The sequence below is a fragment of the Paenibacillus sp. YN15 genome (genome assembly GCF_003285005.1).
Taxonomy (GTDB): Bacteria; Bacillota; Bacilli; order Paenibacillales; family NBRC-103111; genus Paenibacillus_AR.
This window is the reverse complement of the sequence record NZ_QMFA01000001.1, coordinates 148,023-163,479: the sequence shown is the minus strand read 5'-3', so window position 1 is coordinate 163,479 and position 15,457 is coordinate 148,023. Positions and strand designations below refer to the sequence as shown.

At 59.2% G+C, this 15,457-nt stretch carries 8 protein-coding genes and 1 pseudogene; 4 read left to right on the top strand and 5 right to left on the bottom strand.

Going from position 1 to position 15,457, the window contains the following annotated elements:
• The first annotated feature begins 187 nt into the window (after positions 1-187).
• On the top strand, positions 188-1,459 hold the full coding sequence (locus tag DQG13_RS00585; protein WP_113017424.1) for an N-acetylmuramoyl-L-alanine amidase: 1,272 nt from the start codon (positions 188-190) through the stop codon (positions 1,457-1,459).
• 87 nt (positions 1,460-1,546) lie between these two features.
• On the opposite strand, the gene DQG13_RS00580 is transcribed toward DQG13_RS00585, so the two are convergent.
• The 5 genes from DQG13_RS00580 to DQG13_RS00560 form a co-directional block, all read right to left on the bottom strand.
• Complete coding sequence (locus DQG13_RS00580) at positions 1,547-3,016, bottom strand: SPOR domain-containing protein (RefSeq protein WP_113017423.1); 1,470 nt, start codon at positions 3,014-3,016, stop codon at positions 1,547-1,549.
• Positions 3,017-3,108: 92 nt separating this feature from the next.
• Positions 3,109-3,696 (bottom strand): Uma2 family endonuclease, encoded by a 588-nt coding sequence (locus DQG13_RS00575; RefSeq protein ID WP_113017422.1) that lies wholly within the window; start codon positions 3,694-3,696, stop codon positions 3,109-3,111.
• Positions 3,697-3,861: 165 nt separating this feature from the next.
• Positions 3,862-5,247 carry a UDP-N-acetylmuramate--L-alanine ligase gene (murC, locus tag DQG13_RS00570; protein WP_113017421.1) on the bottom strand — a complete coding sequence of 462 codons (1,386 nt, stop codon included), beginning with the start codon at positions 5,245-5,247 and terminating at the stop codon, positions 3,862-3,864.
• Positions 5,248-5,254: 7 nt separating this feature from the next.
• A complete protein-coding gene (locus tag DQG13_RS00565; RefSeq protein ID WP_113017420.1) occupies positions 5,255-6,700 on the bottom strand; it encodes a bifunctional folylpolyglutamate synthase/dihydrofolate synthase in 1,446 nt (481 codons plus the stop codon).
• 193 nt (positions 6,701-6,893) lie between these two features.
• Entirely contained in the window at positions 6,894-9,527 is a 2,634-nt protein-coding gene (locus DQG13_RS00560) for a valine--tRNA ligase (RefSeq protein ID WP_113017689.1), read from the bottom strand.
• A gap of 868 nt (positions 9,528-10,395) precedes the next feature.
• Between DQG13_RS00560 and DQG13_RS32000 the strand changes: the two are divergent.
• From DQG13_RS32000 to DQG13_RS00555, 3 genes and pseudogenes are all read left to right on the top strand, one after another.
• Positions 10,396-10,839, top strand: a pseudogene (locus DQG13_RS32000) (NTTRR-F1 domain); the annotation flags it as partial.
• 187 nt (positions 10,840-11,026) lie between these two features.
• Positions 11,027-11,914, top strand: a complete 888-nt coding sequence (locus DQG13_RS31995) for a hypothetical protein (protein ID WP_483874469.1) — start codon at positions 11,027-11,029, stop codon at positions 11,912-11,914.
• The gene (locus DQG13_RS00555; protein WP_483874470.1) at positions 11,911-15,432 is read left to right on the top strand and encodes a beta strand repeat-containing protein; all 3,522 of its coding nucleotides are present in this window, start codon (positions 11,911-11,913) and stop codon (positions 15,430-15,432) included. Before DQG13_RS31995 ends, DQG13_RS00555 begins: the two co-directional genes overlap by 4 nt.
• The last annotated feature ends 25 nt before the right edge of the window (positions 15,433-15,457 follow it).

Genomic DNA, 15,457 nt, shown 5'->3' with positions numbered 1-15,457 from the left:
TTTATCCTTCCCCATTTTAAAGAAAAAGAAGAGCCGCGTCCATTCCGGAATCCGGTCTTCCGGACGAGGAAAAAACCGATTGTCGACACATTGTGCTATTTTGCAACTTTTTCCTCTTATCAACAGGTTCCCGGCCTAGTAATATAGAGATTGGAGGTGGGCCGGATTGCTAAAGGGTTCAAGGAAAATGATTACGGGCCTTCTTATCCTCGGTTTCGCAATTGCGCAACCAGCCCCGGCTTGGGCCGAGGCGGTTAAGATTGTTCTTGATGCCGGACATGGCGGTTCCGATCCGGGTGCGGTAGGTGTAAACGGTTTATATGAAAAGACGGTCAATTTCGATGTGGTGGAACGGGTAAAAGCGATTCTGGAGAGCCGCGGATACGAGGTTTTGCTTACCCGTGACTCCGATGTTTACCTGTCCCTGGCAGAGCGTGTGGCCATTACCAACAGATTGGCTCCGGACCTGTTTGTCTCGGTGCATGCCAATGCCCATACCAACTCTTCCATTAGCGGCAGCATGGTGCTCTATTACGATAAAGATTACCCGCAAGCAAGCTATCCCGCAAGCGATGCCATGGCGGCGCTTACGCCGGAGAGCAAACGGCTGGCCCAGTTGGTGCAGGACGCCATGGTGAAAAGCGCCGGTACGGTGGACAGAGGCCTGGTGCCCTCCGCCGTTTATGTGGCCCGGATGGGTTCGGTTCCCAGCATTCTGGTGGAAACCGCCTTCCTGTCCAATGCGGGGGAGGCCGCCAATCTGGCGGACCCGGACTTCCGGCAGAAGCTGGCCGCGGGCATTGCCGAGGGCATTGAAGCCTATAAGCCCATGGAGGAGCCGGGCGCTTTCGCGGATGTTCCCCTTTCCCATTGGGCCAATGACGCCATTCTCAAATTGAAGAACAAGGGTATACTGGAGGGCGAAGCCGGGAAATATTATCCCGAGCGGGCATTGACGCGGGCGGAGTTTGTCACCATGCTGGAACGGCAGTTTTCCTTGCCTGAGCCAGCGGCGGCCGGCAGCGGGGTGAGCCAAGGCGGCTCTACGGTAACCGGCAGCACATACGGCACAGGCTCCGGCAGCAGCTCCGGTACAGGCGCGGCGGCAGCTCCCGTATTTAAGGATTTGCCTGCCACCCACTGGGCGTATGCAGTCATGCAAAAAGCTGCCGCCGCCGGGATTCTGAGCGGATACGCGGACGGAACCATCCGGCCCGACCAGCCGTTGACCCGCGGGGAAGCAGCCGCTCTCATCGACCGGGTAATCTGGCCGGGCAGCAGCCAAAAGGCCACATCCACCGTGTTTCAGGATGTGCCGGTATCCCTGTGGTCAGCCGCCTCCATCAACAGGCTGAAGGAGAAAGGCATTGTGGAGGGCGCCACCGCCACCACCTTCGCCCCCGAGCGGAGCATGACCCGGGCAGAGATGGCCGCGCTGTTGTCCAGACTGATCCGCTAAAACGATCCCCTATGCGAAAAAGCAGATAAAGCGCACAAAGAGACGTGCCGATCCGAACATCGGCACGTCTTTTTCTGTTTCCGCTTATCAGCTTTGGCCAATCTTGGTGAGAAGCTCCTTTTCGGCGATAACGAATTGCATGGTATAGGTTTGGGCCTGCCACAGCATGGCCGCGGAGGGGTTCTTTTTGTATTCGTCCAAGGAGGTTTTGGCGGAATTAAGGGCGTTGTTCATCCGCTGAATGACGGCCTTGTTCTCCTCGCCTCCCTCTTGGGCTACAGTGGAGGACAGCTGGGACCAGGCGGTATGGGCGGAGGCGATGGATTGCATCGTGGAGGCGTCCGGCGCGGTCAGGGTGCTTCCGGCTTCCAGATTCATCACCGTCAGCCGGTTGATGGACTCCACCAGCTTGTCGGATTGCTGGAGATAGGATTTCAGCGTTTCGCCGTTGCCGTTCCAGCGAACCTTGCTGACGGCGGGCACCGCGTAGGCCTTCACATAGATGTCCAGCTTGCTGTTTTCCTTCAGCTGGTTGCCCAGGGCCACAGCACTTTCCTTGTCGGCTGTCATTCCCGCGAACACATAGAATTTATCCGTTTGCTCGCTGGCGGCGGCAAGGCCTTTTTTCAGCAGATCGCTTTTGGCCTGATCGGCCCCCTGCTGGGCGGAAAAGCTTCCATTCTGCAGAAGCGAGTAGGTTTTGCCCGCATACGACATGGCGATCTCCTTGCCGGAGGAAACGGCCGTTCCCGCTGCTGTGCCCCCTGCGGCGTTCTGGATGTTGCCGGTCACCGGAAGCGCATTCTGCGTATCCCCAGCCGCGGCCTGGGTATTCTGCGCGGTGCCGTCGGTGGCTGCGTCGTCAGGGCCGTTGAACAGGGACAAGGCCAGGAAGCCCAGCATGACGCCGGTCACTGCCGCTCCCGCGATGGAGGCGGTGATCTTCAGCCACGGGGTGCGGTTGTGCCGCACATACCGCGGACCGCTGACCTCCGGCCCGTCCCAGGCCGGTCCTCCCCAGGAAGGGCCATCCGGTTCGTTGCGCTCATCGGCCTCCTCCCAGCGGACTGTCCGGCGCCGCACATACGGAGCTTCCGGCGGACGTTCGCCGTCAAAGCCGGGCGTTCCATCCTCCCCCATCCACTCCTCGTCCGCGGGCATCCGCTGCGCCTCACCAAGCTGCTCCCGATGGGTTGGGCTGTCATCCGCCGCGGCCCTGCTTTCCGGTCTTCTGTACCGGTAGCCGTCTGGTCTTCCCGATAGGGGATCGCCCATAGGACGGCGTCCTTCTCGTTCGTTGGACTCGCGGATCAAATCCTCAATACGCTGGGTTTCCGCATCGAAGGGACTGCTCCATGCGCCAAAATCCGTCGTATACTGGTTCAAGCTCTGATAATCCCGGATTTCCGGCCTTTCCTTCTCCTCCACCACCTGATATTCCTCCTGAAACAGAGGAATCACCCTGTTGGGCTCGCGGCCATTGGCAGCCTCACTCCCCCCGTCATTCCGCTTGTCCCTGTCCCCGTCAAACCGGTATGTGATTCTCGCTTTATTCATCCGTATCTCTCCTTGTCCAACTCATCGATAGTTTACTCTATGATAGAGATGGAAGAGTTAGAACAAGGAAATGGATGGTTTTGGGGGATGATTTACCTCAAGGTCAGCACATCCTCCACGACAAATCCCACACAAGGCAGCCGCTCGGAAAATACCGTATCCTCCCGTCCGAACAGATGAAGCAGGGTATACGGCTGCCCTTGCTCCTGCTGCACATACTGCTCCACAGTCATGTTGGCGGCATCCACAATCCAGTACTCCGGCACGCCGAACCGGGCATAGGATTCCAGCTTCATGGTCCGGTCCCGCTTGGCGGTGCCTGGCGAAAGAATCTCCACCACCAGATCGGGAGGGCCCGCAACCGCTCTTTCCTCAATGATGTAAGCGCGGCTGCGGTGCACCATGAGAATATCCGGCTGGCGGGTTTCATGCTCTCCCAGAATCACATCCACCGGGGCATGAATAATAATGTAGTTCGACTCGCAAGAATCTGTCATGATCCGCTCCAGCTGATGGCTGATCCGCTGATGGGTGGTGGTGGGAGCCGACAGGAGCTCCAGCCTGCCGTCCACCAGCTCGTACCGCACATTTTCCTCCTCCGGCAATTGATAATACTCCTCCACGGTCCAGCCGGTTTTCTTGCTTTGGGGCGTAAGTTTGCGCTTGGGCTCGTACTGCATCCTACATCCTCTCCTGCTCTGCAGATTGGCGTGAAACAAAAACGCCCCGAACCGCCTCTTCATGGGAGGGATTACGGGGCGTGCTTCGCCTGTTAGTTGTTACCATTATATCAGACAAACTGTGTTCCGGCAACACAATAATGTGCTCCGTTTCTATCCATTCCGCTATTCCTCGCCGAATCTGGCCCGCAAATCCTTGGCCAGGCGGTCCGCCACCTTCCAGATGTCGCCTGCGCCCATGGTGATGACCAAGTCGCCGCTCTTTACCGTACTCCGCAAATAGTCGAACACATCCTCCTTGGTAGGCAGATGCCGCACATGGGGATTGCTGTTCTCCCGGATAAGTCCGGCCAGCCGGGCGGAGCTGATGCCTTCAATCTGCTGCTCTCCCGCGGGGCTGTAAATATCCGTCAGCACCACCTCATCCGCTTCCGGGAAAGCCTTGCTGAACTGGTCCAGCAGGAAAAAGGTGCGGGTATAGCGCTGAGGCTGGAACACGGCCACAATCCGTTTGCCGGTGGCTTTGGCGGCACTGATGGTCGCCTCAATTTCAGTGGGATGGTGAGCGTAATCGTCAATCACCAGGATTCCGTGGGCTTCGCCCATGACCTGAAAACGGCGTTTGGCGCCGCGGAACTCTACGATGGCCTCCGCCACCTGGCTGAAGCTTAAGCCTGCATCCAGGCAAACAATCAGCGTTGCCAGAGCATTGTAGACATTGTGCTTGCCGGGCACGGACAGCTTCATGGTTCCGAGGATTTCGCCTTTATGATGAACGGTAAACTGGACCCTCCGGTCGCCCAGGACCAGGTCATGGGCGGAATAATCGGCACTTTCATTCAACCCGTAAGTGACGGCTTTGGCGCCCAGGGCAGGAAGCATGGCTTCAATATAAGGGTCATCGGCGCATACCACCGCCTTGCCCTCCGGCTTCACCTGGCTCAAGAAACGGGCATAAGCCGCCTTCAGCTTTTCAAAATCCCCGTCGTAATGCTCCAGATGATCGGCCTCAATATTGGTGACTACCCCCAGGTAGGGGTGGTACTGCAGGAAGGTGCCGTCGCTTTCATCCGCCTCGGCCACCACATAATCGCCCTTGCCCGCCTTGGCGTTGCTGCCCAGGTTAATGATTTCGCCGCCGATAATATACGTGGGGTCCGCGCCGCACTCTTCCAGCACCAGCGAGATCATGGAGGAGGTGGTGGTTTTGCCGTGGGCGCCGGCCACTGCTACGCCCTTCTTGGTATTCAGCAGCCGGGCCAGCATCTCCGAGCGGTGGATAAGCGGGATCTTCAATTCCTCCGCGCGCTTCATCTCCACATTGTCCTTGGGAAGCGCCGTGGAATACACCACCAGGTCCGCTCCCTGAACATGCTTGGCTTCATGGCCAATGAACACGTCGGCTCCCTTTTTGGCCAGCTTTTCCGTCAATTCCTGCTGCGCCAGGTCTGAACCCGACACATGGAAGCCCATTTCCAGCATTACTTTGGCGATGGCGCTCATCCCATAACCGCCAATTCCTATAAAATGAACGTGCTCCGAAGTGTTCACGCGCGTCTCACCAGCCCTTTTCAGAATCGGTATGATACAGCATCCAGGTCCGAACGTCGGATATTAAGTACAACGTGCCCGACACCACCGCCAAATCCTCGGGCGAAGTGAGAGCGATCAGCCGCTCCAGCGCTGTTTTCCAGTCGGGCTCTATCAATATGTCAGGCTGCGGGGAGATGCGGGAGGCCAGAGGCATGGCAAGCTCCGCCAGCTTGACGGCATCCAGCTTTTTGTGGAAATCCGGTTCCGTAAAGATCACGGTGTCTGCTATAGGCAGTATATGCTCCAGATAGCCTGTATGATTCTTGGTGGAAATCATGCCCATCATCAAATGGAGCTTCCGCCGGGTGTAGGCCGGTCCCTCCAATGCCCGGGCCAGGCTCTCCGCCCCCTCCGGATTATGGGCGCCGTCCAAAAGCACCCGCGGACTGTCGGATACCAGTTCCAGCCGTCCGGGCCACCGGGCCTCCGCAAAGCCGGCATACAAGGGCTCCTCTTCCACCATCAGCGCTTGATACTGCCGCAGCACCTCAATAACCATCAGCGCCACCGAGGCGTTTTTCAGCTGATGAGGACCGTTCAACCCTACAACCAGGTTGCGGTACGGGCAAAAAGGCCCATTCCAGTGAATCGTCTGCCGGTTTAGTTCCACCGACTCCACCTCATAAGAGAACTGGCGGCCCAGCTCGTATAAAGGCGCATGCAGCTCCGCCGCCTTGGCGCGGATCACCTCCAGAACCTCCAGCTGCTCGCAGGCTGTTACCACCGGCACGCCGGATTTGATAATGCCGGCCTTCTCCGCCGCCACCTTGGGCAGGGTATCGCCCAGAACCTCCATGTGGTCATGCCCGACATTGGTGATGACACATACCGCCGGAGTGACGATGTTCGTCGAATCCAGCCTGCCTCCCAGCCCCGTTTCCCAAACCACATAATCCGGGTAGGTGACGGTGCCGTAATACATGAGCGCAAGAGCCGTGGATACCTCAAACATGGTGGGAGACTCCAGCTCCGTAGCGGCAATTTCCTCCACCAAGGGCTTCAGGCGGCGGCATAGCGCGAGAAGCTCCGCCTCGGGAATATCCAGCCCGTTATATTGAATCCGGTTGGTATATTTCTCGATATACGGGGAGGTGAAGGTGCCTACATCATACCCGTTGGCCAAGAGGACCTTGGTCAAATACGCGCAAGTGGAGCCTTTGCCGTTGGTGCCGGCCACGTGAATAAACTTCAGCCTGCGCTCCGGATGGTCCAGCATGTCCATCAGCCGCTCCATGCGCTTAAGTCCGGGCTTGATCCCGAAGGATACCAGGCCGGTGACCCACTCTACCGCTGCCCGGTAATCCGCCAGCCCTGCTTCCGCGCAAGCTGTCTCGTCCGCGGTTTCCCGATTGTGGCCGCCGCATTCCCCGCTTTGGCCATCTCCGTTGTTGATCCGATTCTCATGTATCATGAGCTCATCCCTTATCACTATATGATCAGCTGACCTCAGGGGTACAGCCATCTGTCCTTTTTGTTTGCAACTTTTGGCGATAATTAGAAAAAAGTTCCACACACTTAGGCGCGGTCAGGCGGATGACACGCCTTATTTGAACAAGCGAGCCAGCGCCTGCTAGACGCTGACTCTTACCTGTTCAATGGTTCAATTAACCCTTCAGCTCCGCAAGACGGGCGGCCACAATCTCCCGCTTGGCGGAATAATCGGCCATCTTGGCCTTCTCTTCCTCAATTACCTTGGCCGGAGCCTTGGCGACAAAGCCTTGGTTGGCAAGCTTTTTCTCCACCCGCTCCACTTCGCTGTTGAGAGACTGGATTTCCTTCTCCAGACGGGCAATTTCCTGGGCAATATCAATCAGTCCGGCCAGGGGCAGATACAGCTCCGCTCCTGTCACGACACCCGTCATCGCCTTGGCGGGAGCTTCCAGACTGGCGTTAACCTCCAGCAGCGAGGTGCCGCAGAACCGCTTCAGATATTCCGTGTTCCGCTCCAAAGCCGCTTGGGCCTGGCTGTCCGCGGGCTTCAGCAGCAGCTCGATTTTTTTGCTCATGGGCACATTTACTTCCGCCCGGATATTCCGCACCGAACGGATAATGTCCATCAGGAAAGCCATTTCGCCAACGGCCTCCGGCGCTTCAAGAGCCGGGTCATATTGCGGCCATTCGGAGAGCATGATGGTCTCGCCTTCGTGAGGCAGATGCTGCCAAATCTCCTCGCTGATAAACGGCATAAACGGGTGGATCAGGCGCAGCGTCCGGTCCAGCACATACGCCAGCACCGCCTGGGTGCTTGCCTTGGCCTCCGTGTGGTCGCTGTACAGAGAGAGCTTGGCAAACTCGATGTACCAGTCGCACAGATCATCCCAAATAAAGTTGTACAGGAGACGACCGGTTTCACCGAACTCGTATTGATCCATCAGCCGGGTAACATCCCGCACCGTCTCGTTCAGTCGGTGGAGAATCCAGCGGTCGGAAGCGGAGAGCTTGCGGTTCAGATGGACATCCTCAAGCTGCACCCCCTCCAGGTTCATCAGGGCAAAGCGGGAGGCGTTCCAGATCTTGTTGGCAAAATTCCGGGCCTGCTCTACCCGCTCCCAGCGGAAGCGCAGATCCTGGCCCTGGGTGCTGCTGGTGGAGATCATAAAGCGCATGGCGTCTGCGCCGTACTTCTCGATAACCTCCAGCGGGTCCACCCCGTTGCCCAAGGACTTGGACATTTTGCGGCCTTCCGAATCCCGCACCAGGCCGTGGATCAGCACATCCTTAAAGGGAATTTCATCGGTGAATTCCAGCGCGGTAAAAATCATCCGGGACACCCAGAACGGAATGATGTCATAGCCGGTAACAAGCACGCTGGTGGGATAGTACCGCTTCAGATCGTCTGTCGCCTCCGGCCAGCCCAATGTGGAGAACGGCCACAAGCCGGAGCTGAACCAGGTATCCAGCACATCCTCGTCCTGGCGGATATTGCCGCTGCCGCACTTGGCGCAAGCCGTTACTTCATCTAAGGAAACATGAAGCTCGCCGCAATCCTCACAGTAATAAGCCGGAATCCGGTGGCCCCACCACAGCTGCCGGGAAATGCACCAGTCGCGGACATTTTCGATCCATTGCAGATAGGTCCGTTCAAACCGGTCCGGCACAAACCGGGTGCCCTGGCCGCTCTTCTGGGCGGCAATGGCCCGCTCCGCCAACGGCTTCATGGACACGAACCATTGGGTGGACAGGTACGGCTCAATAACGGCGCCGCTGCGCTCGCTATGGCCTACCTGATGGAGATGGTCCTCAATTTTCACCAGTACACCCTGCTCCTGCAGATCGGCAACCAGCTGCTTGCGGCAATCGAAGCGGTCCAGCCCGTTGTACTTGCCGGCATTTTCATTCATGGTGCCGGTTTCGTCCATAACCAGGACCTGGGGCAGATTATGGCGTCTGCCTACCTCGAAGTCATTGGGGTCGTGGGCAGGGGTAATCTTAACGGCGCCGCTGCCGAACTCCCTTTCCACATAGTCGTCGGCAATAACGGGGATTTCCCGGCCTACAACAGGGAGCACCAGCGTTTTCCCGATCAGATGGGTGTAGCGCTCATCCTTGGGATTTACCGCAACCGCCGTATCCCCCAGCATGGTCTCCGGACGGGTGGTGGCCACAATGATGCTGCCGCTGCCGTCCTTCAACGGATAACGCAGGTGATACAGATGCCCCTGCACCTCTTTGTATTCCACTTCGATGTCGGACAGGGCGGTACGGGCAGCCGGGTCCCAGTTGATAATATATTTGCCGCGGTAAATCAGGCCTTTTTCGTACAGCTTGACGAACACCTGGCGGACTGCCTTGTTGAGACCTTCGTCCAGGGTAAACCGTTCCCGGGAATAGTCCAGCGCCAGGCCTATTTTGGCCCACTGGTCGCGGATAATGCCATTGTAATGGCCCTTCCATTCCCATACCTTCTCCAGGAACTTCTCGCGGCCCAGGTCATAGCGGGTGATGCCCTCCTCCCGCAGCTTCTGCTCCACCTTGGTTTGGGTGGCAATGCCCGCATGGTCGGAACCCGGCAGCCACAGGGTGTCGAAGCCCTGCATCCGCTTCATCCGGGTGAGAATGTCCTGCAGGGTAAAATCCAGCGCATGGCCGATATGCAGCATTCCCGTTACATTTGGGGGCGGGATCACAATGGTGAAGGTTTCCTTGTCGGGGCGTTTGCCGGCTTGGAAATACCCGTTTTGCTTCCAATATTCATACCACTTGGTTTCCGCTTCCTTCGGATCATACGTGGTAGGCATGCCGCCCGCCGGCTTGGTGTTGTCGGTTGCGGCTGTCTCCAGCTCTTCTTCATGCAATTCTGCCATGTTCAATACCCCTCCGTCATTTGGTTCAAATTGAGTCAAATCCAAGCCAATCCCATAGCCAGATTCAAGCCCATTCCAACAAAAAAAGCCCTCCGTCCTCATAAAGGACGAAAGGCTAACGCTTCCGTGGTACCACCTTCATTCCGCGGCGGGCCTCCCTTGGGAGAAGCTGCCTGCGGCACTCAAAAACGGATAACGGCCGTCTGCCGGCGGATTGTACGCGGCACCCTCTCGGGTCCCCTCCAATCTGCAGCTCCGGGGCGACTTCGCCGGACACCTGATCCTCCGCGGAACCTTGCAGCCGGTACCGGCTCCGCTCTCTGTGAAGGAAAATCCGTCTACTACTCCCCATCCAAGCTTGTATCGGGAAAAATTTATATATTCTATGATATACGACTGCCGCATGTGAGTCAACAGCGGGACTTAGGATTTAGTATAGCCGAGCCGGTATATTTTAACACATCAGAATGCTTAAGTTCTTTATAGCGCTAAACGCGGTCGCTTATCCTCGAAATAATCCGACAGGAGTTTTTCTCATCCCTCAGCTATTCCTTTAGCACTTCGGTTCTCGGCCAGACTTTCCAGCATTCCAACGGAGCGAGGTTGTAGCCCCCTTTTTTCATGCATAGATTGTAATAACTTCCAACAGAAGTACCTACATACCAGGCGACATACAGTAGTGTTTCATGCCTAGAGCAACTTTGGATATAGGGGTACTTCCCTGGGAAGGGCTGATCCCTTTATAAAGGAGGTGCTGCGATTGACCAAACCTACGTAACCGGCAAGTTGGCTTGAAAATCGAATGAAACAGCCCCTGGGATTTTTGAACGACAGGAGGTGGATGAGTAACGTGGCTATACAGTTAAACAACCGGATTGCAAACTACAGCTTCGAGCAGGGATTGACAAATTGGGTAGCCGTCAACACCGTTGTCAGCTCCGTATCCAAAAGCGGCTTTCAAAGCGCCCAGCTATTGGCCGGGCTTCCCAACGCCTCCTTGCAGCAGGCTGTACCGACTTCTCCCGATGAAGGATTATATGTATCCCTGTCTCTGGCATATCCCTTTGCCGGAACAAGCCCGGTAGTGGTGGTGACCGTTAACTTTTTCACCAGTTCCGCCACCTACCTCGGCAACGGGTTTACCTTGGTGGTGCCACAGGGCTTCTTCTCGAGCTCCCAGTGGCAAATGTTTGAGGGCGTCACTACGCCGGCACCCGCAGGAACGGCCTTCGCCCAAATTTCCATCAGTATGACTCCCCAGCCTGCCACAACCAGCATATTGGTGGACGATGTGATTTTGATGAGCGCCTTGGACCTGTCGGCCAGCGTAACCGGACCTACAGGCGCAACGGGTGCAACGGGAGTTCCAGGCCCCGCAGGCGAGACTGGGGCGACGGGTAATACTGGACCCACTGGCGAGGCTGGGGCCATCGGTGACACTGGTAACACCGGACCGGCTGGTGATACTGGACCGACTGGCAACACCGGAGTTGCTGGTGACATCGGAGCCACTGGCGACACTGGAGCGACGGGCGGCATTGGGCCAACTGGTGACACTGGAGCTACCGGCGAGACCGGACCCACTGGCGATACTGGTGCTACGGGCGAGACTGGAGCTACTGGCGAGATCGGACCCACGGGAGAGACCGGCGACACTGGACCCACTGGCGAGACCGGATCTACTGGCGACACTGGACCTGCCGGTAACACCGGGCCAACTGGCGAGACTGGACCTACTGGCGACACCGGACCCACTGGCGAGACTGGCCCCATCGGCGAGACTGGACCCACGGGTGATACTGGATCTACTGGCGAAACCGGACCAACTGGTGAAACTGGAGCTATCGGTGACACCGGCGCTACTGGCAATACTGGCAGTACTGGACCTACTGGAGAGACTGGAGCTACTGGCGACACCGGAGCTACTGGCTTCACCGGACCTACTGGCGACACCGGAGCTACTGGCGACACCGGAGCTACTGGCTTCACCGGACCTACTGGCGACACTGGAGCTACCGGCGATACTGGACCTACGGGCAACACCGGGCCGACTGGCGATACTGGACCCACTGGCGAGACTGGACCTACCGGTGATACCGGACCTACTGGCGACACTGGGCCGACTGGTGACATCGGCGCTACTGGCGAGACTGGACCCACAGGTGATAGTGGAGCTACCGGCGAAACCGGACCTACTGGTGACACCGGAGCTACCGGCGAAACCGGACCTACCGGCAACACCGGGCCTACTGGCGACACCGGAGCTACCGGCGAAACCGGACCTACTGGCGAAACCGGACCTACCGGCGACACTGGACTGACTGGCGATACCGGACCTACTGGCGATACCGGACCTACTGGCGACACCGGAGCTACCGGCGAAACCGGACCTACCGGCGACACTGGACTGACTGGCGATACCGGACCTACTGGCGATACCGGACCTACTGGCGACACCGGAGCTACCGGCGATACCGGACCTACTGGCGATACCGGACCTACCGGCGAAACCGGAGCCACGGGCGACACCGGTCCAACAGGCGATACCGGACCCACGGGCGATACCGGACCCACGGGCAACACCGGTGCTACTGGCGAAACCGGACCCACTGGCAACACCGGAGCTACTGGCGGTACTGGAGCTACCGGTGACACTGGAGCCATTGGTGATACCGGACCTACCGGCGGCACTGGACCCACTGGCGACACCGGGCCTACGGGCGAAATCGGAGCTACTGGCGACACCGGTGCTACTGGCGGTACCGGCCCTACTGGCGACACTGGCCCCACCGGCGGCACTGGACCCACTGGCGACACCGGGCCTACGGGCGAAATCGGAGCTACTGGCGACACCGGTGCAACTGGCGAGACCGGAGCTACTGGCGGTACCGGCCCTACTGGCGACACTGGCCCCACCGGCGATACTGGACCCACTGGAGTCACCGGGCCTACGGGCGAAATCGGAGCTACTGGCGACACCGGTGCTACTGGCGACACCGGTGCTACTGGCGGTACCGGCCCTACTGGCGACACCGGCGCTATCGGGAGCACTGGAGTTACTGGCGACACCGGACCCACGGGCGAGACTGGTGCCACTGGCGACATCGGGCCCACGGGCGATACCGGACCCACTGGCGACACCGGACCCACCGGTGACGCTGGCCCTACCGGCGACACCGGGCCTACCGGCGACACCGGAGCTACCGGAGACACCGGACCCACCGGTGACGCTGGACCTACCGGTGATACTGGACCCACGGGCGATACTGGTGCCACCGGCGACACTGGACCCACTGGCGACACCGGGCCTACGGGCGAAATCGGAGCTACTGGCGACACCGGTGCTACTGGCGACACCGGTGCTACTGGCGGTACCGGCCCTACTGGCGACACCGGCGCTATCGGGAGCACTGGAGTTACTGGCGACACCGGACCCACGGGCGAGACTGGTGCCACTGGCGACATCGGGCCCACGGGCGATACCGGACCCACTGGCGACACCGGACCCACCGGTGACGCTGGCCCTACCGGCGACACCGGGCCTACCGGCGACACCGGAGCTACCGGAGACACCGGACCCACCGGTGACGCTGGACCTACCGGTGATACTGGACCCACGGGCGATACTGGTGCCACCGGCGACACTGGACCTATCGGCGACACCGGGCCTACCGGCGACACCGGAGCTACCGGAGACACCGGACCCACCGGTGACGCTGGACCTACCGGTGATACTGGACCCACGGGCGATACTGGTGCCACCGGCGACACTGGACCTATCGGCGACACCGGACCCACGGGCGATACTGGGCCTACTGGCGATACTGGGGCTACCGGCGAGACCGGAGCTACTGGCGGTACTGGAGCTACCGGTGACACTGGAACCACTGGTGACATCGGACCTACTGGCGAAACCGGACCTACCGGCGACACTGGAGCCATTGGCGAAACCGGACCTACCGGTGATACCGGACCCACGGGCGAAACCGGAGCTACTGGTGACATCGGCCCCACCGGCGAGGCTGGACCTACTGGCGAAACCGGAGCTACTGGTGACATCGGCCCCACCGGCGAGGCTGGACCTACTGGCGAAACCGGGCCGACTGGCGATACTGGACCTACCGGCGATACTGGAGCTATCGGTGACACCGGACCCACTGGCGACACTGGACCTATCGGTGACACTGGAGCCATTGGTGATACCGGACCGACTGGCGATACTGGAGCTACTGGCGAGATCGGACCCACTGGCGTCACTGGACCGACTGGCGAGACTGGAGCTACTGGCAGTACTGGAGCTACCGGCGAAATCGGACCTACTGGCGGTACTGGGGCCACGGGCGAGACTGGCACTACTGGCGAGATCGGAGCCACGGGCGAGACTGGACCCACTGGTGATACTGGAGCTACTGGCGACACCGGACCTACCGGTGATACTGGACCCACTGGCGAGATTGGACCTACCGGTGATACTGGACCCACTGGCGAGATTGGACCTACCGGCGACATTGGGGCTACTGGCGAAACCGGACCCACAGGCAACACCGGAGCTACTGGCGGTACTGGAGCTACCGGTGACACCGGACCCACTGGCGAGACCGGAGCCGCGGGCGACACCGGTCCAACCGGCGAGACTGGAGCTACCGGCGAAATCGGACCTACTGGTGAGACCGGAGCTATCGGCGACACTGGAGCTACTGGCGACACTGGACCTACCGGTGACACCGGAGCCATTGGTGATACCGGACCTACCGGTGACACCGGAGCCATTGGTGATACCGGACCTACCGGTGATACTGGACCGACTGGTGAAACCGGCCCCACGGGCGACACTGGGCCTACTGGTGACATCGGCCCCACGGGCGACACCGGAGCTACTGGTGACATCGGCCCCACGGGCGACACTGGGCCGACTGGCGAAACCGGACCCACGGGCGACACTGGGCCGACTGGCGAAACCGGACCCACGGGCGTCACCGGAGCTACTGGTGACATCGGCCCCACCGGCGATACCGGCCCTACCGGTGATACCGGACCTACGGGCGTCACCGGAGCTACTGGTGACATCGGTCTCACCGGCGATACCGGGCCTACTGGCGAAATCGGACCTACCGGCGAGATCGGACCTACTGGCGACGCTGGCCCTACCGGCGACACCGGCCCTACTGGCGACATCGGTGCTACTGGCGACACCGGACCCACTGGCGACACCGGTCCAACCGGCGACACCGGCCCTACCGGCGACACCGGCCCTACCGGCGACACTGGCCCCATCGGCGACACCGGCCCTACCGGCGACACTGGCCCCATCGGCGACACCGGACCTACCGGTGACACCGGTCCTACTGGCCCCAATTTCGCAACAGAGGGATTTTCTTCCACTATCCCAACCGTCTCTGTGTCGTCCAGCACCCAATTAACTAATTGGAGCACTGCCGCTCCTTATTTCGGCGGCGCTAACTTTGATCCCGCCACAGGAAACTACACCGTCCCTACAACAGGCCGCTACTCCATAAAAGCAACGATCAACTATTCCACAACCGGCGCTCTCACTGTTTCCATTGGTGCAGGCGTTAACCCTGAATTCAATGTTCAGCGCACTTCGCCGACTACAACCGACTTACTCAGCGGATTGATCCCGATCCTAAACATAAGCGTCACCCTTTTGACCCTGAGATCCATCCTGGGAAGCGCCGTTGTCACGATAGCCGGGGATGTCACATTGAACGCCGGAGATGTTATTGGACTATTCTATAATGCCAGCGGCTTAACGGTTACTCTCAATCTTGGCGGCACTAACAGCACCGGTGTAGTTTGGTCCATTCATCAAATCACTTAATTCCAAAGCCCGTGGCTAAGATTTA